At 71.9% G+C, this 19,560-nt stretch carries 19 protein-coding genes; 13 read left to right on the top strand and 6 right to left on the bottom strand.

Going from position 1 to position 19,560, the window contains the following annotated elements:
• Window position 1: 1 nt before the first annotated feature.
• Window positions 2–2,158: a glycogen debranching protein GlgX gene (gene glgX, locus BLQ34_RS08880; protein WP_091784202.1), complete on the bottom strand. Its 2,157-nt coding sequence runs from the start codon at window positions 2,156–2,158 to the stop codon at window positions 2–4.
• A 35-nt stretch (window positions 2,159–2,193) separates the two neighbouring features.
• Here glgX and BLQ34_RS08875 point away from each other — a divergent pair, with 35 nt between their 5' ends.
• The 4 genes from BLQ34_RS08875 to BLQ34_RS08860 are packed head-to-tail and all read left to right on the top strand — an operon-like array spanning window position 2,194 to window position 5,134.
• Window positions 2,194–2,682 (top strand): T3SS (YopN, CesT) and YbjN peptide-binding chaperone 1, encoded by a 489-nt coding sequence (locus BLQ34_RS08875; protein ID WP_091784200.1) that lies wholly within the window; start codon window positions 2,194–2,196, stop codon window positions 2,680–2,682.
• Window positions 2,679–3,488, top strand: a complete 810-nt coding sequence (locus BLQ34_RS08870; protein ID WP_091784197.1) for an enoyl-CoA hydratase/isomerase family protein — start codon at window positions 2,679–2,681, stop codon at window positions 3,486–3,488. The genes BLQ34_RS08875 and BLQ34_RS08870 overlap by 4 nt, the downstream gene beginning before the upstream one ends.
• Window positions 3,489–3,490: 2 nt before the next feature.
• Window positions 3,491–4,444, top strand: a complete 954-nt coding sequence (locus tag BLQ34_RS08865) for a class I SAM-dependent methyltransferase (RefSeq protein ID WP_091784194.1) — start codon at window positions 3,491–3,493, stop codon at window positions 4,442–4,444.
• A gap of 33 nt (window positions 4,445–4,477) precedes the next feature.
• Window positions 4,478–5,134 (top strand): acyltransferase, encoded by a 657-nt coding sequence (locus BLQ34_RS08860; RefSeq protein ID WP_231961513.1) that lies wholly within the window; start codon window positions 4,478–4,480, stop codon window positions 5,132–5,134.
• A gap of 19 nt (window positions 5,135–5,153) precedes the next feature.
• On the opposite strand, the gene BLQ34_RS08855 is transcribed toward BLQ34_RS08860, so the two are convergent.
• Both BLQ34_RS08855 and BLQ34_RS08850 read right to left on the bottom strand, forming a co-directional pair.
• Window positions 5,154–6,689, bottom strand: a complete 1,536-nt coding sequence (locus BLQ34_RS08855) for a 1,4-alpha-glucan branching protein domain-containing protein (protein ID WP_172829378.1) — start codon at window positions 6,687–6,689, stop codon at window positions 5,154–5,156.
• A 23-nt stretch (window positions 6,690–6,712) separates the two neighbouring features.
• A complete protein-coding gene (locus BLQ34_RS08850) occupies window positions 6,713–7,126 on the bottom strand; it encodes an MmcQ/YjbR family DNA-binding protein (protein WP_091784186.1) in 414 nt (137 codons plus the stop codon).
• A gap of 195 nt (window positions 7,127–7,321) precedes the next feature.
• On the opposite strand from BLQ34_RS08850, the gene BLQ34_RS08845 reads away from it, so the two are divergent.
• Complete coding sequence (locus BLQ34_RS08845; protein ID WP_091784184.1) at window positions 7,322–8,038, top strand: VOC family protein; 717 nt, start codon at window positions 7,322–7,324, stop codon at window positions 8,036–8,038.
• A complete protein-coding gene (arfB, locus tag BLQ34_RS08840; RefSeq protein ID WP_231961512.1) occupies window positions 8,035–8,520 on the top strand; it encodes an alternative ribosome rescue aminoacyl-tRNA hydrolase ArfB in 486 nt (161 codons plus the stop codon). Before BLQ34_RS08845 ends, arfB begins: the two co-directional genes overlap by 4 nt.
• 51 nt (window positions 8,521–8,571) lie before the next feature.
• Here arfB and BLQ34_RS08835 read toward each other — a convergent pair whose 3' ends face one another.
• Window positions 8,572–9,372 (bottom strand): class I SAM-dependent methyltransferase, encoded by an 801-nt coding sequence (locus BLQ34_RS08835; protein WP_197674807.1) that lies wholly within the window; start codon window positions 9,370–9,372, stop codon window positions 8,572–8,574.
• A 169-nt stretch (window positions 9,373–9,541) separates the two neighbouring features.
• Between BLQ34_RS08835 and BLQ34_RS08830 the strand changes: the two genes are divergently transcribed.
• Window positions 9,542–10,324, top strand: coding sequence for an electron transfer flavoprotein subunit beta/FixA family protein (locus BLQ34_RS08830; RefSeq protein WP_091784181.1), 783 nt, complete (start codon window positions 9,542–9,544; stop codon window positions 10,322–10,324).
• Window positions 10,325–10,349: 25 nt separating this feature from the next.
• Window positions 10,350–11,309 carry an electron transfer flavoprotein subunit alpha/FixB family protein gene (locus BLQ34_RS08825; protein ID WP_091784178.1) on the top strand — a complete coding sequence of 320 codons (960 nt, stop codon included), beginning with the start codon at window positions 10,350–10,352 and terminating at the stop codon, window positions 11,307–11,309.
• Window positions 11,310–11,462: 153 nt separating this feature from the next.
• Here BLQ34_RS08825 and BLQ34_RS08820 read toward each other — a convergent pair whose 3' ends face one another.
• Window positions 11,463–12,923 carry a S8 family peptidase gene (locus BLQ34_RS08820; RefSeq protein ID WP_091784176.1) on the bottom strand — a complete coding sequence of 487 codons (1,461 nt, stop codon included), beginning with the start codon at window positions 12,921–12,923 and terminating at the stop codon, window positions 11,463–11,465.
• Between the two features lie 175 nt (window positions 12,924–13,098).
• On the opposite strand from BLQ34_RS08820, the gene BLQ34_RS08815 reads away from it, so the two are divergent.
• The 5 genes from BLQ34_RS08815 (at window position 13,099) to BLQ34_RS08795 (ending at window position 17,864) form a co-directional block, all read left to right on the top strand.
• Complete coding sequence (locus BLQ34_RS08815; RefSeq protein ID WP_197674806.1) at window positions 13,099–14,286, top strand: cysteine desulfurase family protein; 1,188 nt, start codon at window positions 13,099–13,101, stop codon at window positions 14,284–14,286.
• The gene (gene mnmA, locus BLQ34_RS08810; protein WP_091789647.1) at window positions 14,286–15,371 is read left to right on the top strand and encodes a tRNA 2-thiouridine(34) synthase MnmA; all 1,086 of its coding nucleotides are present in this window, start codon (window positions 14,286–14,288) and stop codon (window positions 15,369–15,371) included. Before BLQ34_RS08815 ends, mnmA begins: the two co-directional genes overlap by 1 nt.
• Window positions 15,372–15,373: 2 nt before the next feature.
• Window positions 15,374–15,757 (top strand): MmcQ/YjbR family DNA-binding protein, encoded by a 384-nt coding sequence (locus BLQ34_RS08805; RefSeq protein ID WP_091784171.1) that lies wholly within the window; start codon window positions 15,374–15,376, stop codon window positions 15,755–15,757.
• Between the two features lie 93 nt (window positions 15,758–15,850).
• A complete protein-coding gene (locus BLQ34_RS08800) occupies window positions 15,851–16,837 on the top strand; it encodes a uroporphyrinogen decarboxylase/cobalamine-independent methonine synthase family protein (RefSeq protein WP_091784169.1) in 987 nt (328 codons plus the stop codon).
• A gap of 7 nt (window positions 16,838–16,844) precedes the next feature.
• The gene (locus BLQ34_RS08795) at window positions 16,845–17,864 is read left to right on the top strand and encodes a DMT family transporter (RefSeq protein ID WP_091784166.1); all 1,020 of its coding nucleotides are present in this window, start codon (window positions 16,845–16,847) and stop codon (window positions 17,862–17,864) included.
• A 73-nt stretch (window positions 17,865–17,937) separates the two neighbouring features.
• Here BLQ34_RS08795 and BLQ34_RS08790 read toward each other — a convergent pair whose 3' ends face one another.
• On the bottom strand, window positions 17,938–19,440 hold the full coding sequence (locus BLQ34_RS08790) for a long-chain-fatty-acid--CoA ligase (protein ID WP_091784163.1): 1,503 nt from the start codon (window positions 19,438–19,440) through the stop codon (window positions 17,938–17,940).
• Window positions 19,441–19,560 lie beyond the last annotated feature (120 nt).

The following is a 19,560-nucleotide window of genomic DNA, read 5'->3' as shown; positions in this document are numbered from 1 at the left end:
GTCAGGTCGGGTCCGCTGCCCGGTAGACCCGGATGCAGGTGGGGCCGACCTCGACCGGGCCGGGGAGGGTGAGCTCCCCGGGCGCGCCGGGTCGCTCGTCGGTCGAGTCCCAGAGCAGCTGGTATGCCGTGAGCCCGGGCACCGTCGGCAGGGTCACCTTGCCGGCCTCGGGCGAGCCGTGCAGCACCACGAGCAGGGAGGCGTGTCCGACCCAGGCGCCGTTGAGCAGCATCTGCAGGGTGCGGGTGGCCGGGTCCTCCCAGCGACCGTTCTCCATCGTCGCGCCGTCGAGGTCGAACCACGCGAGGTCGGTCGAACCGTCCTCGTGCACCTCGCGCCCGGTGAAGAAGGTGCGCTGGCGCAGCACGGGGTGGTCGGCCCGCAGCCGAGTGAGGAACCGGGTCGTCGCGAGCAGGTCCTGCTGCCACGGGTCGAGGTCCCAGTCGAACCACGAGGTCTCGTTGTCCTGGCAGTAGGGGTTGTTGTTGCCGCCCTGGCTGCGGCCGAACTCGTCGCCGGCGTTGAGCATCGGGACTCCGGTCGCGAGCAGGGTCGCGCCGAGCAGGTTGCGGACCGACCGGCGCCTGACCTCCTCGACCTCGGGCTCCGCGAGGCCGGTGTCCGGGCCCTCGACACCGTGGTTCCACGAGCGGTTGTTGTCGCTGCCGTCGCGGTTGCCCTCGCCGTTGGGGCCGTTGTGCTTGGCGTTGTAGCGGGTGAGGTCACTCGTCGTGAAGCCGTCGTGCGCGGCCACGAAGTTCACCGAGGCGACCGGTCCGCGGTCGCGCGACCCGAAGAGGTCCTGCGACCCAGCCATCCGGGTGGCGAGCTCGCGCACGCCGTGCCCCTGGTGGTGGCCGGCGGACTGGGCCTTGAGGTCGTCGAGCCAGAAGGTGCGCACCGAGTCGCGGAACCGGTCGTTCCACTCGGTGAACGGCGGGGGGAACTGGCCGGTGCGCCAGCCGTGCATCCCGACGTCCCACGGCTCGGCGATGAGCTTCACCCGCGACAGCACCGGGTCGGTGCGCAGCGCCACGAGGAACGGGTGGTTGGGGTCGTAGTCGTCGTTCTGCCCCCGCCCCAGGGCGACGGCGAGGTCGAACCGGAAGCCGTCGACGTGGCACTCGTTCACCCAGTAGCGCAACGAGTCGAGCACCATCCGACAGACCATCGCGTGCCGCAGGTCGAGGGTGTTGCCGCAGCCGGTCACATCGATGTCCTGGCCACGCTCGTCCAGCCGGTAGTAGGCCCGGTTGTCGAGTCCGCGCCACGACAGCGACGCCCCCGTGCGACCCGACTGTTCGGCGGTGTGGTTGTAGACGACGTCGAGCAGCACCTCGATGCCCTCGGCGTGCAGCAGCCGCACCATCCCCTTGAACTCGTCCAGCGCGCCCTGGGGGTCGTCGGTGGAGGCGTAGAGCGAGTGGGGGGCGAAGAAGCCCAGCGTGTTGTAGCCCCAGTAGTTCGTCAGGCCGCGCTGGACCACCTCCGGCTCCGAGGCGAACGCCTGCACGGGGAGCAGCTCCACCGCGGTCACGCCCAGCGCCTTGAGGTGCGCGATCACGGACGGGTGGCACAGGCCGGCATACGTGCCACGCAGGTGCTGGGGCACTTCCGGGTGCTGCATGGTGAGGCTGCGCACGTGGGCCTCGTAGACCACCGTGTCAGCCAGCGGGGTGTGCGGGGGCTGGTCGTCGCCCCAGTCGAAGGACTCGTCCACGACGACGCAGCGCGGCACGGATCCGGCGCTGTCCTTGCCGCTGCGCACGAGGTCGTCACCCTTGAGGCGGTCGTCGACGCGGTGCGCGAACACCGCCGGCGTCCACGAGACCTCGCCCTCGACGGCGCGGGCGTAGGGGTCGAGCAGCAGCTTCGCGGGGTTGTAGCGCAGGCCCTCGGCCGGGCGCCACGGACCGTCCGCGCGGAGGCCGTACCGCTGGCCGGGCCCGACCCCGGGCAGGAAGCCGTACCAGATGCCGTGGGTGCGCTCGGTCAACGGGACGCGACGCTCCGAACGGCCCTCGTGGTCACCCGTGTCGAAGAGGCAGACGTCCACCGAGTCGGCATGACCTGCGTAGACGGCGAACTCGGCGCCACCGTCGACGAGGGTCATGCCCAGGGTGGGAGGAAGGTCACGCGGACGCGTGGCGGGCGACATGGCCCTCAGCCTAGGCAGTGGTTACGGTTGGGCACATGACGGATCCGACTTCGCTGCCCAACTTCCCGCCGCCCGCGAACGAACACCCCCTGCGTGGCCGGGTCCTGGACGCGCTGATCGACCAGTCCCTGGCGCCCAACGTGGACAACGACGGCGACGTCGCGTTCACGGTGCAGGACCAGCAGCTGTTCGTGCGGTGCACGGAGGGTGACTTCCAGATCATGCGCGTCTTCGGTCAGTGGGCCGTCAGCGACGCCGTGCCCAGCGACCCGTTGACCCGCCTGGCCACCTGCAACGAGATCACCCTGCAGATGAACGTGGTCAAGGCAGGCCTCGCCAACGACACCCTCGTGGTGACGAGCGAGCACATCGTCGACCAGAACAGCGACGTCCCCGCCCTCGTCAACATCTCGATCCAGCTGGTGCTCGCCGGTGTCCAGATGTGGCACGAGCGGATCATGGGCGGGGGCGAGGACACCGGTCCCGGCGCCGGCCAGCCGGCTCCCGGGGGAGACCCCGCATGAGTGACGGCAGCACCGGCGCCGGCACCTCCGCAGGGGTCGTCTCGCTCGAGGTCGAGGGCGGCATCGCCACCATCCGGCTGAACCGCCCGCCGATGAACGCCCTGAACGCCGAGGTCCAGGCCGCCCTCTCGGCGGCGGCGATCGAGGCCGGGCAGCGCCGCGACGTCTCCGGTGTGGTGCTCTACGGCGGCGAGAAGGTCTTCGCCGCAGGGGCCGACATCAAGGAGATGGAGCAGATGTCCTACACGGACATGGCCGACCACTCCGGCGCGCTCCAGGACTTCACCCGCACCCTCGCCCGCATCCCCAAGCCGACCGTGGCCGCGATCACCGGCTACGCCCTCGGGGGCGGCTGCGAGGTCGCGCTGGCCTGTGACTTCCGGGTCGCCGCGAAGAACGCGAAGCTCGGCCAGCCCGAGATCCTGCTCGGCATCATCCCCGGCGCCGGCGGCACCCAGCGGCTGGCGCGACTGGTGGGCCCGGCCAAGGCCAAGGAGATCGTCTTCTCGGGCCGGTTCGTCTCCGCCGACGAGGCGCTCGCGATCGGCCTGGTCGACGAGGTCGTGGAGGCCGAGGACGTGTATGCCGCCGCGAAGGCGCGACTGGCGCCGTACGTCGGTGGACCCGCCTACGCGATCCGCGCGGCCAAGGAGGCCATCGACCGCGGGCTCGAGACCGACCTCGAGACCGGGCTGGAGATCGAGCGGATGCTGTTCAGTGGGCTCTTCGCGACGAAGGACCGTGAGATCGGCATGAAGTCGTTCGTGGAGAACGGCCCGGGCAAGGCGAAGTTCGAGGGCGCCTGACCATGTCGTCCACCCCGGGTGGGGCCGCGACGGCGGAGCAGGTCGCTGCCGCGTTCTCCGACAACAAGCTCGCCCAGGTGCTCTACCACGACTGGGAGGCACAGACCTACGACGACAAGTGGTCGATCTCCTTCGACGAGCGCTGCGTCGACTACGCCCGCGACCGCTTCCACGCGATCACCGGCACCCCTGACCCGCTGCCCTACGGCACGGCACTCGAGCTGGGCGCGGGCACCGGCTTCTTCTCGCTCAACCTCAAGCGGGCCGGGATCCTCGACGAGGTGCACGTGACCGACCTGTCCCCGGGCATGGTCGAGGCAGCCAGGGCGAATGCCGAGTCGCTCGGCTTCACGGTGCAGGGCAGGGTGGCGGATGCGGAGCGGATCCCCTACGACGACAACACCTTCGACATCGTCGTCGGGCACGCCGTGATCCACCACATCCCCGACGTCGAGGCCGCCTTCCGCGAGATCCTGCGGGTGCTCAAGCCCGGGGGCCGGTTCGTCATCGCGGGGGAGCCCACAACGGTGGGCGACTGGTACGCCCGCCAGCTCGGTCGGGTGACCTGGAAGGCGACCACCGCGATCACCCACCTCCCGCCGCTGCGTGACGCCTGGGCCAAGGACCGCGAGGCGCTCGACGAGTCGTCGCGGGCGGCGGCCCTCGAAGCCGTCGTCGACCTGCACACCTTCGACCCGCAGGCCTTGGCCCGCACCGCCTTCCTGGCCGGCGCGGTCGGCGTGCGCACCAGGACCGAGGAGCTGACCGCGGCCTTCCTCGGGTGGCCGGTCCGCACGTTCGAGGCGGCGGTCAAGCCCGGGGCGCTCGGGTGGGGTTGGGCCAGGTTCGCCTACGGCTCGTGGAAGCGGCTGTCCGCCGTCGACCGGGTCCTGGCCAGGGCGGTCCCGGCCAGGTTCTTCTACAACGTCGGCATCACCGGCGTGAAGCCGGGCTGAGGCAGCCCGCCGACCACCGAGACGAGCCACCTCGTGACCTCTGCAGCCAATGCGGACATGTCGCCCGCCGACCACGGCGAGCACGGGCCGGCCGGCCTGCCCCGGCCCGTGGCCTGGGTGCGCTGGGTGGGCTGGGCGATGACCCACCGGGCCTTCACGCGGCACCACCTCGCGAGCTACCTGCGGATGGCCCGGGCGAGCGCGCGCTACCCGTCGCTGCGCTTCGAGGGCCCGTGCTTCATCGGCCCGGACGTGCGGTTCGAGGTGCGCGAGGGCTACGGGCGACTGGTGGTCGGTGCCTACACGCACTTCGGGGCGCACTCCAGGGTTCGCGCGCACGAGGGCACGCTGCGGATCGGCGCGAAGTCCGTGATCGGCATCCGCAACACGATCAACTGCTGGATCGACATCTCGATCGGCCAGGCCTGCCTGTTCGGTGACGACGTCTACGTCTGCGACTTCGACCACGTGACGGCCGCAGTCGACGTGCCGATCAAGGACCAGGGAATCGTGAAGTCGCCGGTCCGGATCGGTGACGACGTGTGGCTGGGCACCAAGGTGGTCGTGACCCGCGGTGCCGACATCGGGGCGCACAGCGTGGTCGCGGCCGCGGCCGTCGCCCGCGGCGAGTACCCGCCGCGATCGATGGTGGCCGGCATACCGGGCAAGGTCGTCAAGAAGCGCACCTGACCGGAGCCGGACGGGCCGGTCAGGGCACCGACACGACGCCCAGCCGCGCGTCGAGAGCGGGGAAGGCGTTGTCCTGCAACCCCTGTCGCCGGGCCTCCTCGACGGCCTGCTCTCGACGGCCGTCCTCGACCAGCTGGGCCAGCAGGTGGAAGTCGCGCCGGTGCTCCTCGGCGCGGCGCCGCGCGTAGTCGACCGACTGGCCCCTCGTGACGAGGAACGCCCAGTCGCTCGACAGGGCGTGCCAGAGGGTCTGCAGCAGCTGGTCGAGGTCGGGGCGCCGGTTCGACAGCCGGCCGGCGGCGCGCTCCCGGGCGAGCACGTCGAGCCAGCGGCGCTGCAACCACTCGTTCTCGTGGGCGATCTGGCGAACCGCCGGACCGTCCCACACCGAGTAATCCTTGCCCGCGCCCCACGAGCCCGGCGCGAGGTCCAGGTCACCGGCGACGTGGCCGTTGCCCACGGCCTGCTCCAGCGTGCTCACCGTGATGCCCGCCCGCCGCAGCGCCCGGATCGCCTTCCCGAGGAACGCGGGCCCCTCGTGCCACCAGTGCCCGAACAGCTCGGTGTCGTATGCCGCGACGACCAGCCCCGGCTCGCCGCGCACCTCGTGCGCGTGGAGCAGCTGGTCGCGCACCGCGTCGACGAAGTGGGCCACGTCGTGGTCGACCTGGTGCGCGGCCTCGGCGGGGTCGTAGGCCCGTTTGCGGTCCACAGTGACGTCGGCTTCGGTGATCGCCCAGAGGCGGATGCCGGTGAACTCCTCGCGGGCGTGGAAGTCCCGGTAGACGGGGGAGGCCGGGTAGCCGCTGCGAGAGGACCAGATCAGGTTGGTGACCTCGAGGTTGCGGGGGACGGCGACGACGTCCGTGCCCGCCACCCGCCAGGCTGCGTGCGGGTGCCCGCCGGAGTCACGGACGGTCTGCTCGTCGACCACGAAGTGCCCCACCCCCGCGTCGCGAAACGTCGCGGCGAGCCCGGGGTGCCAGCCACACTCCGGCGACCAGATCCCGCGGGGTCGGGTGCCCAGCCGCCAGGTGCTGTCGGCCAGCCCGGCCTGGAGGGCGAGGTGGGCAAGCTCCGGCAGCAGCAGCGGCAGGAAGGGGTGCGCGCTAGGGCCGCCGAGCAGCTCCACCACCCCCGCGTCGCGCAGACCACGCAGCACCGGCGACGCGCCCGCACCCCACCGGGTGGCGAGCCTGGCCGCTGCGTCGGAGGCGGCGGCATACTCGCGCTCAGCAGCCGCCCGGCGGCTGGGGTCGCGGTCGAAGCCCATCTCGCGCGCCCGCATCGCCCACAGGCCGGCCCAGGTCGCCGCGTCGCGGCGCATCCGCGGGTCGTCGAGCTGGGCTGCGAGGACGGGAGTCACCCCGAGGGTGAGGACGTCGCGATGTCCCTCTGCGGCAAGGGAGTCCAGCTCCGCCACCAGCGGCACGTAGGACTCGACCCAGGCCTGGAACAGCCACTCCTCACCGAGCGGCCAGACGCCGTGTCCGGGGAGCCAGGGCAGGTGGGAGTGCAGGACGAGGCAGAAGGCGCCCGGCACCGGTGGAGTCACAAGCCACCAGTCTGCCGCACCACTCAGGAGGGCGGTTGGACGAGGCGGGCCAGCTTCTTGGGGGCCATCAGGCAGTAGCTGTCGGTCAACAGCTCGGTGACCTCTTCCCAGTCGGTGCGGGCGTCGACGACCATCCCGACGACGCTGGGGCTCCAGTCGGGCTTGTAGAACGGCAGGCCGGAGTGGACCAGTGCGTCGAGCTCGGCACCCGCTGACCGGAAGGTGATGACGTCGGCCGGTGTGCCCAGACGGGCGGCCAGCCCGAACACCGAGCCACCACTGGGGTCGACGTGCGCCAGGTGTGCGAAGGTCCGCTGCCGGATGCGCCACCGCACCCCGATCCAGGCGTCCTGCTCGTGGGTCTCGGGCAACGCCAGGCAGATCGACGCGACCCGGGCCACCAGGGCAGGGTCGAGATCGGCGTCCTTGTCGGCCACGGGACGACCCTAGCCACGACCGCCGACAGGGCCGACAGCGCCGAAAGCGTCGAAAGAGCCGACGGCTTCGACGGCGTCGACTGTTGCGACGGCGTCGACTGTTGCGACGGCGTCGACTGTTGCGACGGCGTCGACTGTTGCGATGGCATCGGAAACCGTTTGCCCGGGCGGGCGGCCCGTGCCACGGTCGAGGGCATGTCCTCGACGCTGGTGGCCCTCGACCTCGACGCCCACGACCCTGCCGCGCTCGCGCAGTTCTGGGGGTCGCTGCTCGCCCGCCCCGTGCAGGAGCGCGCCGGCGGACATCTGCTGGCCGGTGGCGACACCCAGGTCGGGCTTCGGTTCGTCGCGAGCGACTCGACCAAGGTCGGCCCCAACCGCACCCACCTGCACCTCACGAGCCGCGACGAGGCAGACATGCGACGCGTCGTCGACAGGGCCCTCGAGCTGGGGGCCAGCCACCTCCACGTCGGGCAGCTGCCCGAGGAGGGGCACGTCGTGCTGGCCGACCCGGAGGGCAACGAGCTGTGCGTCATCCCGCCCGGCACGTCCTTCCTCGCGGGCACCGGTTTCCTGGGCGAGCTCGCCTGCGACGGCACGCGCGCGGTCGGGGTGTTCTGGAGCGAGGCGCTCGGCTGGCCGCTGGTCTGGGACGAGGACGAGGAGACCGCGATCCAGTCGCCAGCCGGGGGCACCAAGGTCGCGTGGGGCGGGCCGCCGCTGGCCCCCAAGCCCGGTCGCAACCGCACCCGGCTCCTGCTCGCACCGGTCGGCGACCACGCGACCGAAGTCGAGCGGCTGGTCTCGCTCGGTGCCACGGTCATCGACGAAGCGGGCGTCGACGCTGCCGCGGAGGGTGGGGGCACCGCGCTGGCCGACCCCGACGGCAACGAGCTGCGCCTCCTGCCGTGATCGCCGGACAAGGCACCCGACCGCAGCCGGGCGCCGCCCTCACCGTGCCGCCGGGTCCCGGGTTGCCGCGCGGCCTGGTCATCGACGCGGGTGAGCTGGTCGAACGGTTCTCCCGGGCATCGGGACCGGGCGGTCAGGGCGTCAACACCACCGACAGCCGCGTCGAGCTCGACTTCGACCCATCCACCTCGCGGGCGGTGGCGGCCCTGCCCGAGGCCACCCGCGACCGGCTGCTCAACCGGCTCGCCGCACAGCTCGTGGGCGGCCGGCTCCTCGTCGTGGCTTCCGAGCACCGGTCACAGCGGCAGAACCGCGTCGCCGCCCGGCACCGGCTGACAGCGATCCTGCGCGAGGCAGCCGCCCCCGACCCGCCGACCCGGCGGCCCACCCGCCCGACCCTGGGTTCGCAGCGCCGCCGGGTCGACAGCAAGAAGCGCCGCGGCCAGCTCAAGACGAGCCGCCGCACCGTCGACGACGGCTGACCCAAGTCCAGCAGGCCCCGCAATACGGCGGTTGCGTCGCCTTCCGCCCGGTTATTGCCGGTCGGAAGGCGACGCAACCGCCGTATTGCGGGGTGGCAGTCGCAGCACCGCGAAGAGGTCGAGGCTCGCGTCGTCGGGCTCGCCCAGCACGAAGTCCGCCGCGGTCACCGCAGCCACCGCCTCGCGCAGCCCCAGCGGCCACTGGTCTGGCTCGGTCGCCTGCTGCGCGGTGACGACCGAACCGTGCGCGGACTCCCACTCGGTCAGCCGGTCGCCGGGCCCCAGCCCCACGACCTCGACCGCCGCGCGGGGCAGCCATCGGACCAGCTCCTCGCCCAGCTCCTGCGCGTCGTACTCGCGGCAGTGGTAGAGGTTCGCCGGCTTCTCGCGCCGGCCGAGCCCGGGCGAGAAGGTGCGCCGGTTGGGGGTCGAGACGACGACCACTCCACCCGGCCGGGTCACCCGGGCCAGCTCGCGCACGTAGTCGCCCGGCGTCCAGATGTGCTCCAGCACCTGGAGCGACACCGTCACGTCGACGACCCCGTCCGGGAGGGGGAGCGCCGTCAGCGCACCGCGCAGGTATGCCGCCCGCTGGCCCCCGTGGGTCCGGGCAGCGTGCGCGGTGGTCGCCGCGTCGTAGTCCACCCCGACCACCAGCACCGCCGGCCACGCGCCGTGGATGAGCCCGGCGGCATACCCCTCGCCGCAGCCGGCGTCGAGGACCACGGAGGGCGCCGTGGGCACCCAGCCGGGCACGGCGGCATACCCGGCCTCGTGCCGGCGGAACCAGTAGTTCTCGTGCCAGATCCCGGGCGCAGTGCGCTCACCGGTGATGGTCAGCGGTGTGGGCACCGTCACCTCCTCGGGCGTGCGGGGTGCTTGCCGCACGCTGCTCGTGGTGAGCGTCACGCGGTGCTGGCGTGTGGATTTCGGGCACGGGCTGTAAGGATGGCACCTGACCCGCTGTCGTGATCCACAGCGATCCCACTGGCAACCATTCCAAGAAGGGGACGATCAGCGCATGAACATCGTCGTCTGCGTGAAGTACGTGCCGGACGCACAGTCCGACCGCACGTTCAACGACTCCGACAACACCACCGACCGGGTGGGCGTCGACGGACTGCTCTCCGAGCTCGACGAGTACGCCGTCGAAGAGGCCCTCAAGCTGGTCGAGGCCGGTGAGGGCGAGGTGACCGTGGTCACCGTCGGACCCGACCAGGCTGCCGACGCATTGAAGAAGGCGCTGCAGATGGGTGCCGACAAGGCCGTGCACGTCAAGGACGACGCGATCCATGGCTCCGACGCCGTGGCCACGTCGCTGGTCCTCGCCGAAGCGGTCAAGAAGATCGGCAGTCCCGACCTCGTGATCACCGGCATGGCCTCCACGGACGGCACGATGAGCGTCGTCCCGGCGATGCTGGCCGAGCGCCTCGGGCTGCCGCAGGTGACCTTCGCCTCCGAGCTGACCGTCGACGGCTCCACCGTGACGATCCGCCGTGACGGCGACGCAGCGTCCGAGACCATCGTCGCCACGCTCCCCGCGCTGGTGTCGGTCACCGACCAGATCAACGAGCCGCGTTACCCCTCGTTCAAGGGGATCATGGCCGCGAAGAAGAAGCCCGTCGACGAGTGGGCGCTCGCCGACCTGGGCGTCGACGCGTCGCAGGTCGGTCTCGACGCCGCCTGGACCAAGGTCGAGTCGTTCACCAAGCGTCCGCCGCGCGAGCAGGGCCAGATCGTCACCGACGAGGGTGACGGCGGCACCAAGCTCGCGGAGTTCCTGACCGCGCAGAAGTTCGTCTGAGCCGGCCAGAGAGGAAGGAAACCCCATGGCTGAAGTACTTGTCCTGGTCGACCACGCGAACGGCACCGTCCGCAAGACGACCTCAGAGCTCCTGACCATCGCCCGCCGCCTCGGCGAGCCCAGCGCCGTCTTCGTCGGCGACGGGTTCGACGCGGCCAAGGAGACGCTGGCCAAGTTCGGTGCGGAGAAGGTCTACCGCGTCGAGAGCGCCGACGTCACCGACTACCTCGTCGCCCCCCAGGCCGAGCTGCTCGCACAGCTGGTCGAGAAGACCTCCGCCGCCGCGGTGCTCATCCCGAGCAACTCGGCCGGCAAGGAGATCGCGGCCCGTCTGGCGATCAAGACCGACTCCGGCCTGATCACCGACGCCGTCGACGTGCAGGCGGGCGAGGGCGGCGGGGTCAGCACCACGCAGTCCGTCTTCGCCGGCTCCTACAGCGTCAAGGCCACCGTCACGAAGGGCACGCCCATCGTCACGGTCAAGCCCAACTCGGCGACCCCCGAGGAGGCCGCGGGTGCGGCTGCCGAGGAGGCCTTCGAGCCGACCATCTCCGACGCCGCGAAGGCCGCGAAGGTGACCGAGTCCAAGCCCAAGGAGGCCACCGGCCGTCCCGAGCTGACCGAGGCCGCCATCGTGGTCTCCGGGGGCCGTGGCACCGGCGGTGACTTCTCGCCGGTCGAGACCTTCGCCGACTCGCTCGGTGCCGCGGTCGGCGCCTCACGCGCCGCCGTCGACGCCGGCTGGTACCCGCACACCTCGCAGGTCGGGCAGACCGGCAAGCAGGTGTCGCCGCAGCTCTACGTCGCGTGCGGCATCTCCGGGGCGATCCAGCACCGGGCCGGCATGCAGACCTCGAAGACCATCGTCGCGGTCAACAAGGACGAGGAGGCGCCGATCTTCGAGCTCGTCGACTTCGGCGTCGTGGGCGACCTCTTCACGGTCCTCCCGCAGGCCACCGAGGCGGTCAACGCAGCCAAGGGCTGACCCCCACCCAGCAGCACGGACAGACCCCCAGGACCACGCGCGATCCTGGGGGTCTGCGCTGCCGTCTGCGGGGTTGGGTCGCGGCGGCGGCGGGTGCGACGTCCCCGGGATCCCCCTCACGGGTCCGGGGACGTCGCGCTGTGCGCTGGGCTGTCAGCGCACAGCGTTGGCGGCGGCGACGACGTCGACCAGGCCGTGACCCTTGTCGAAGCTCGTCGTGCCGTTGGTGCCGGCCTCGTAGGCGGCACCGTCGGTGTACTTGTACGCGGTGGACTCCAGGGCCGCCTCGACCTGCGCCGGGGTGGCCGAGGGGTTGGCCTGGAAGAGCTGCGCCACGATGCCCGAGATGTGCGGGGTGGCCATCGAGGTGCCGCTGATCGTGTTGTAGTTGCCGCCGTCGATCACGTCGCCACCGGTGGTGCAGATCGGCAGGTAGATCCGGCACGAGCTGGTGATGCTCTCACCCGGGGCGGAGATGTCGGGGTAGGTGGACAGGTCGCCGGCCTTGCCGCGGCTGGAGAAGTCGGAGACGGTGCCGTCGCGGGTGCCGGTGTCCTGGTCGTAGAACGAGGCGACCGAGAGGATGCCGGGGGTCGGGTCCTTGCCGGGCGGGTTGGACAGGTCCTCGGAGCCGTCACCGCCGTCGTTGCCGTTGGCCCAGACGCTGACCACGCCCTCCTTCACCAGCTCGCGCTGGATCTTCACGGTGGCCGAGTTCGGGTCGAACGCGCCACCACCGGTGGGGCCGTAGGAGTTGGAGGTCACCTTGATCGGCGGGCAGGTGCTCGCGGGCACGCCGGCGCCGCACGGCGCGGCGTGGTTCTCCAGCACCCAGTTGAGCGCTGCGTCGGCGCCGATGATGAACAGCACCGCGCCGGTGCTGATGCTGACCAGGCTGGCGCCCGGGGCGGCGCCGTGCATCTTCGTGCCGTCCGGGAGCGTGATGTCGCGTCCGGCGACGATCCCGTTGACGTGCATGCCGTGGCCGCCGACCGAGAGGAGGTCGGTGTTGAGCGAGCCCGCGTCGACCGGGGCACAGGTGCTCTCGGTCAGCGGCTCGCAGAGCATCTTGAGGTTCTTCACCACGGCGCTGGTGCCGTCGGCGTTCTGCAGGAACGGGTGGGTCGGGTCGACGCCGGAGTCGATCACCGCGACCGAGACACCCTTGCCGTCGAGTGCGGTGCCGTTGGCGCCGGTGAGGGTGTTGCGCGCCTCGTCGCCCCGGGTCGCCTTGTTGGAGGTCGACAGGAGCATCTCGATGGGCTGGTTGCCCTCGACGTAGGTGACGCCGGGCTGGGAGCGGACGAGCTGCACCTGGGCGGGCAGCCCGGTCGCGACGACCACGCCGACCTTGTCGAACGACGTCACCTTGCGCAGCCCGACGGCCTGCACGGCCTTCGTGGCGGCTGCCGTGTCGGTGCCGTGCACCAGCACGGTCGTGGGGGTGGCGGCCTTGAGCACGCTCAGCTGGGAGGCCAGCCACGGTTGGACGGGGGCCAGGGTGTTGCCGCTGGGGAGCAGGCCGGCGGAGGCCGGCGTGGCGAGGGCCACGGCGGCGAGGGCGGCCGTGGCCACCGTCGCGACGACGGCCCGGGTTCTCTTCACGGTGTGCATGGGTCTCAACGTTCCCTTCGTGGCTGACCAGCTACGGCGATGGTCGGTATGCCGTGTGCAACGAGACACTGTGGGCCCGGTTACGTACTCGCGGGTAAAGGGTTGGTCAGGACTGGTGCGGCGGGCGGATGGACTCGGCGCGGCACGACGACGATTGACGCGTAAACTTTCGTCAGTGACCGCCTACCTCGACCATGCCGCCACCACGCCGATGCTGCCGTCGGCCATCGCGGCGATGGCCGACCAGCTGGCCACCACCGGCAACGCCTCCTCGCTGCACACCTCTGGGCGGATGGCCCGGCGGGTCGTCGAGGAGTCTCGCGAGCGGCTGGCGAAGGCCCTGGGCGCTCGCCCGTCCGAGGTCGTCTTCACCTCGGGCGGCACCGAGTCGGACAACCTGGCCGTGGCCGGGACGTTCGAGGCCAGGCGCGAGTCCGACCCGGCCCGCATCCGGATCGTCTGCAGCTCGATCGAGCACCACGCCGTCCTCGACTGCGTGGAGCACCTGGTCAGCCACGAAGGCGCCAAGGTCACCTGGGTCGAACCCGACCCGGCCGGGTTCATCACCACCGGGGCCGTGCGTGCTGCGATCGAGGAGGACCCCGACTCCGTCGCCCTGGTCACCGTGATGTGGGCCAACAACGAGGTGGGCACCGTGCAGCCGGTGGCCGAGATCGCCGCGCTGGCCCACGAGTTCGGGGTGCCGTTCCACACCGACGCCGTCCAGGCCGCCGGCCACCTCCCGGTCGACTTCACCGCCTCCGGGGCCGACCTCATGACGGTCACCGGCCACAAGGTCGGTGGACCGCTGGGGGTGGGTGCGCTCCTGGTGCGCCGCGACGCGGTCGTCGTGCCGCAGAGCTTCGGCGGGGGACAGGAGCGCCAGATCCGCAGTGGCACCCTCGACGTCCCCGCCATCCGCGCCTTCGCGGTGGCCATGGAGGAGGCGGTGCGGTCGGAGCCCACCGAGACGCCTCGGCTCCTGGCCCTGCGCGACCGGCTGGTCTCGTCGGCCGTGGACCTCGACTACGACATCACGGTGACCGGCGCGTGGGAGGCCGGCGACGGCATACACCGGCTGCCGGGCAACGCCCACCTGCTCGTGCCGGGCTGCGAGGGCGACTCGTTGCTCTACCTGCTCGACGCCGCCGGCGTGGAGTGCTCGACCGGCTCGGCGTGCCAGGCGGGCGTGCCGCAGCCGTCGCACGTGCTGCTCGCGATGGGCATCCCCGAGGAGTCGGCCAAGGGCGCCCTGCGGCTGACCCTCGGCCACACGTCCACCGACGCCGACGTCGATGCCGTGCTGGCCGCACTGCCCGGGGCCATCGACCGCGCCCGCCGGGCCACCGGGTGGACCGGCTGATGCGAGTCGTCGCCGCGATGTCGGGCGGGGTCGACTCCGCTGTCGCCGCAGGACGGATGCTCGACGCCGGCCACGAGGTGGTCGGGGTGCACCTGGCCCTGTCGCAGAGCGCTGCCACGCTGCGCGAGTCGGCCCGCGGCTGCTGCACCATCGAGGACGCCGGTGACGCACGGCGCGTCGCGGACGTGCTCGGCATCCCGTTCTACGTGTGGGACATGGCGGCGCGGTTCAAGCACGACGTCATGGAGGACTTCGTCGCGGAGTACTCCGCCGGGCGCACCCCCAACCCCTGCCTGCGCTGTAACGAGAAGATCAAGTTCTCGGCGCTGCTCGACAAGGCTGTCGCGCTCGGCTTCGACGCGGTCGCCACCGGGCACTACGCGCAGGTCGTCGAGCGCGCCGACGGAGGCCGCGAGCTGCACCGGGCGGTCGACTCCGCCAAGGACCAGTCCTACGTGCTCGGGGTGCTCGACGCCGACCAGCTGGCCCGCGCGTTCTTCCCGCTGGGCGACACCACCAAGCCCGACATCCGCGCCGAGGCGAAGGAGCGCGGCTTCTACGTCGCGAGCAAGCCCGACTCCCACGACATCTGCTTCATCGCCAACGGCGACACCAAGGGCTGGCTGACCTCGAGGCTGGGGGAGCAGCCGGGCGAGATCGTCGACGCGGCTTCCGGTGAGGTCGTCGGGTCGCACCAGGGCGCCTACGCCTACACCGTCGGCCAGCGGCGCGGGCTCGGGCTCGACCGCTCGCACATGGACGGTGACCCGCGCTACGTCGTGGGGGTCGACGCCGCCAGCAACCGGGTCATGATCGGCACGTCAGACCTGTTGGGGGTCAACGCGATCCGGGGTGACCACGCCCGCTGGTGCGGTCCGCCCCCCGAGGGTGTAGTCGAGGTCGGGGCGCAGGTGCGTGCCCACGGCGAGGAGGTGCCGGCGCAGGCGTGGGCCTCCGGCGACGACGTCGAGGTCCGGCTGTCGGGGCGGATCCGCGGCGTCGCGCCCGGTCAGTCCGTCGTCCTCTACGACGGGACGCGGGTGGTCGGCTCGGCCTCCATCGCGAAGAGCTGGCTGGAGCGATAGGTATGCAGCGAGCGGCGATTCGGGACGGGTCACCGCTCGCGCGGGTGCGCGACCTGTGCCTGGCGTTCCCGGCGACCGAGCAGCGGGAGTCGCACGGCGAACCGTGTTGGTTCGCCGGCGGGAAGAAGCTCTTCGTGATGGCCGCGCAGGCCCACCACGACGACCGGACCGCGGTCTGGCTCGCTGCCCCCGAGGGGGTGCAGGCGCCCCTGGTCTCGGGTGAGCCCGCGCGCTACTTCCGCCCGCCCTACGTCGGGCACCGGGGCTGGGTCGGCGCCTACCTCGACATCGACGACATCGACTGGCCGCACGTCGAGGCGTTGGTCGAGGACGCCTGGCGCTGCGTCGCCCCGAAGCGGCTCCTCGCCGCCTTCGACGCCTGCTGAGGTCGCGTGCCGGGCTCACCGACCCGAGCCGGCGCGGGCAGGGGACACCGGTGCGGTGGGTCGGGTGTCGTCGCCCGCCGATAGCCTCGGGGCGTGGCACGCGCAACCGGCATCGGATCCCTCCCCGGCACCGACGTCGGCGAGGCGCTGCGGGGCGTCCGCGAGATCCTCGGCGACGGTCACCTGCCCTACCTGCCGGAGCTCCCCGCGCGAGGTCCCGGCGCGGACATGATCGGGCGGGCGGCAGGCCTGCTCGTCGACCTGCCGGTCGACCTGCAGCCGGGCGGGTGGCGGTTCGTCGACCGCCCCGGCCGTGACTCCGCACGGACTGCTTCGCTCTGGCGTCAGGACCTCGACCAGCTGGCCGAGGTGTTCGACGGTTATGGGGGTGACCTCAAGCTCCAGGTCACCGGTCCCTTCACCCTCGCCGCCGGCGTCGAGCTCAACCGCGGTGAGAAGTCGCTCGGCGACGAGGGTGCCGTGCGCGACCTCGTCGGGTCGCTGGCCGAGGGGGTGCGCCAGCACGTCGCCGAGGTGCGGCGGCTCGTCCCCGGCGCATCCGTCGTCCTGCAGCTCGACGAGCCGTCACTGCCCGCCGTGCTCGCCGGTCGCCTCCCCACCGCGTCCGGCTACGGTCACCTCCGCGCCGTCGACCCGCAGACGGCCATCTCCGGCCTGCGTGACGTCCTCGCCGCCGCGCCCGAGGGCACGGCGACGGTCGTGCACTGCTGTGACCCCGCCATACCGTTGCCGTTGCTGCGCGCCACGGGCGTCGGCGCCGTCGCGCTCGACGTCACCCGTCTCACCCCCATGCGGTGGGAGTCCGTCGCCGCCACGGTCGAGGAGGGCGTGGCCCTGTATGCCGGGTGCCTGCCCACCGACGGCACCGGCACCGTCGGCAGTGCGGCCGACCTCGTCGCGCGCGGTTGGGCCGACGCCGGCATGCCGGCCGGCGGGCTCGGCGCCCTGACCGCCACCCCTGCCTGCGGGCTCCCCGGACTCACACCCGAGGGGGCCTGGCGCGTTCAACGCGCAGCGGTCGACGTGGCCGCGGAATGGTCCGAACGAGCCGAGAGTTGACCCGCCCATGAGTGCCAGCGTCGCCGCCAACAACCCCGCCGGACCGGCCGGTCCCATCAGCTCGGCGGCCTCGTCCGCCGCGGCGACCCGGGTGCCATGGCAGGTGAAGTACCTCCTGCTCGCCCTGATCTGGGGGTCCAGCTTCCTGTTGATGAAGGTCGGGCTGCGCACCATGGCGCCGCTCCAGATCTCGGCGCTGCGGATCTTCGCCGGCACGCTCACCCTGCTGGCGCTGCTCGGCCTGACCGGCGGGCGGCTGCCGCGGGAGCGTCGGGTCTGGGGTCACCTCGCGGTGTCCGGGGTGTTCCTCACCGCGCTGCCGTTCAGCCTCTTCGCGGCGGGCGAGGTGCGGGTGTCGTCGGCACTCGCCGGCATCGGCAACGCCACGACGCCCTTGGCCGCGGTGTTCTTCGCGCTGATCCTCCTGCCGAGCGACCGGCTCTCGCCGCGCAAGCTCGCCGCCGTGGTGATCGGCTTCATCGGGGTCGTGGTGATCATGCAGCCCTGGGAGTCGACCGGCCGCCCCGACCTGCTCGGCTTCGGCATGACGCTCGTCGCGGGCGCCTGCTACGGGCTGGGCTGGACCTACAACCGGCGGTTCCTCGGCGGCGCCGACCTCGGTGGGCTCTCGATGCCGACGGCGCTGCTGCTCGTGGGCTCCGCGCTGATGGTGCCGGTCCTGCTGGTCTGGTGGCTGGTGTCCCGCGACACCTACGCCGCGCCCTGGTCGGGCCACGTCGACGTCGACGGCGGTGGGGCGCTGCTGCCGCTGCTCTGCGTCCTGGCCCTGGGCGTCGTCGGCACCGGGCTCGCCTACATGCTCCAGTTCGACGTGGTCCGGGGGGCCGGGGCCACGGTCAGCACCACGGTCACCTACCTCATCCCCGTGGTGTCGGTGCTGCTGGGCGTGGCCGTGCTGTCCGAGCACCTGGCCTGGCCGCAGCTGCTCGGTGCCGCCATCGTGCTGGTGTCGGCGATCGTGATCGGGCTCCCGGCCAAGCGAGCCAGGGCAACGAGCCAGGCCTGAGCCGAGCCCCGTTCGGAGCCTTCTCTCGGGGTGATAGCGCGCGCCATGGCGCCCGGTATCACCCCGAACCGGGTCAGGCGTCGGCCGGCTTGTGCACCTCGCGCCGCAGGATCTTGCCGGTCGGGCCCTTGGGGAGCTCGTCGACCTGCCACAGGTGTCGCGGGTACTTGTAGGCGGCGATCTTCTCCTTGACGAAGGCCTGCACGTCCTCGAGGGTGGCCGTCGCCCCGGGGCGCAGGGCGACCGCGGCGCCGATGTCCTCGCCCAGCAGGTCGTCCGGCACCGCGACCACCGCCGCCTCGAGGACGTCGGGGTGGGTGTAGAGCACCTCCTCGACCTCGCGGGGATACACGTTCATGCCGCCGCGCAGGATCATGTCCTTCTTGCGGTCGACGATGGTGAAGTAGCCCTCGTCGTCGACCGTGGCGAGGTCGCCGGTGCGGAACCACCCGTCGGGGATCGCCTCGGCAGTGGCCTCGGGGTTCTGCCAGTAGCCCTTCATGACGTTGTCGCCGCGGATCGCGATCTCACCGACCCCGTCACCGGGCGGGACGTCGTTGCCGTCGAGGTCGACGAGCTTCATCTCGCAGCCCGGGATCGCGACGCCGATGGTGCCGGGCTTGCGCTCCATGGTGGGCATGTTGAACGACGCCACCGGTGAGGTCTCGGACAGGCCGTAGCCCTCGAGGATCATGCAGCCGAACTTGTCCTCGAACGCCTTCATCACCTCGTGCGGCATCGCCGAACCGCCCGAGCAGCAGGTGCGCAGCGAGCTCGCGTCGAGGGCGTCCGAGTCGGGGTGGTTGAGGATCGCGGCATACATCGTCGGCACGCCGAGGAAGATGGTGACCTTCTCGTTGCCGATCACCTTGATCGCCTCGGCGGGGTCGAAGCGGGGGATCAGCGCGAGCGCGGCACCGGCGATGGTCGCGGCGTTGAGCCCGACCACCAGGCCGAACACGTGGAACAACGGGAGGCAGCCCATCACGATGTCGTCGGGGGTGATGGCCTGGATCTCGACGGCACTGCGGTGGGCGTTGAGGTGCACGTTGCGGTGGGTCAGCTCGGCGCCCTTGGGGCGCCCGGTGGTGCCCGAGGTGTAGAGCACGATCGCGGTGTCGTCGTCGTCGCGCGCAACGGGCTCGGTGATCGGGTCGCCGCCCTCGAGGGCGCCCTCGGCCGGACCCATCGGGCCGCACGGGACGATCCGGGTGCCGGAGTTCGTGGCACCCTCGGTGGCCTCGGCGACGAAGTCCGGCCACACGAACGCGACCTTGGCGCCGGAGTTGGTGAAGAAGAAGTCGATCTCGCCGGACTTCAGCAGCGGGTTCATCGGCACCACGATCGCCCCGGCCAGCAACGACCCGAAGAACACCACCGGGAAGGCCGGCACGTTGGGCAGGATGATCGCCACCCGGTCACCCGGCTCGACCCCCGCCGCCTTGAGCGACCCGGCCACCTTCGCGGCCATGCCGTGGATCTGCGCGTAGCTGAGGTCGTTGCCCATGAACTTGATCGCGGGCTGGTCGGGCCGTTCCTGGGCGGTGGTCACCAGGTTGGTGGCGAGATTGGTCATGGCGCAGGCTCCTCGACGCTGGGGGTCCGGTCCCCGCCATCCTCTCCGGTGCGCGCCCGGTTTGGCTACGGCTTCGCGGTATGCCGCGTGGTCGGGCCGGGCGTCGGTGGCGTGCGGCAG

Source organism: Pedococcus dokdonensis (assembly GCF_900104525.1).
In the GTDB taxonomy this organism is placed as follows: Bacteria; Actinomycetota; Actinomycetes; order Actinomycetales; family Dermatophilaceae; genus Pedococcus; species Pedococcus dokdonensis.
This window is presented reverse-complemented; position numbering and strand designations above follow the sequence as displayed.